Source organism: Salinicoccus sediminis, assembly GCF_000986795.1.
Lineage (GTDB): Bacteria > Bacillota > Bacilli > Staphylococcales > Salinicoccaceae > Salinicoccus > Salinicoccus sediminis.
In genome coordinates, this window is sequence record NZ_LAYZ01000015.1 from 1 (window position 1) to 647 (window position 647).

Below are 647 nucleotides of genomic sequence, written 5' to 3' on the forward strand. Positions count from 1 at the left end.
CTCATATCTCTATGAGCACCCCTTCTCCCGAAGTTACGGGGTCATTTTGCCGAGTTCCTTAACGAGAGTTCGCTCGCTCACCTTAGAATTCTCTTCCCAACTACCTGTGTCGGTTTACGGTACGGGCGGTGATCGTCCTCGCCAGCGGCTTTTCTCGGCAGTGTGAAATCAATGGCTTCGCCTACTAAATTTCGGCTCCCCGTCACAGCTCATGGTTATACAGGGCGGATTTGCCTGCCCTGACCACTCACTGCTTGGACGTGCCCTTCCGGTCGCACGCTCCATCTATCCTACTGCGTCACCACATCACTCAAACGGACATCACCGGTACAGGAATTTCGACCTGTTGGCCATCGCCTACGCATCTCTGCCTCGGCTTAGGTCCCGACTAACCCAGAGCGGACGAGCCTTCCTCTGGAAACCTTAGTCATTCGGTGGACGGGATTCCCACCCGTCTTTCGCTACTCACACCGGCATTCTCACTTCCAATCGCTCCACATGTCCTCACGGTCATGCTTCTCCGCCATTGGAACGCTCTCCTACCATTAATACAAAGTATTAATCCACAGTTTCGGTAATATGTTTAGCCCCGGTACATTTTCGGCGCAGCGTCACTTGACTAGTGAGCTGTTACGCACTCTTTAAAT

General features: G+C 52.9%; 1 rRNA gene. It reads right to left on the minus strand.

Features of this window, described 5'->3' with window-relative positions:
* Window positions 1–647, minus strand: a 23S ribosomal RNA gene (locus WN59_RS07905); the annotation flags it as partial.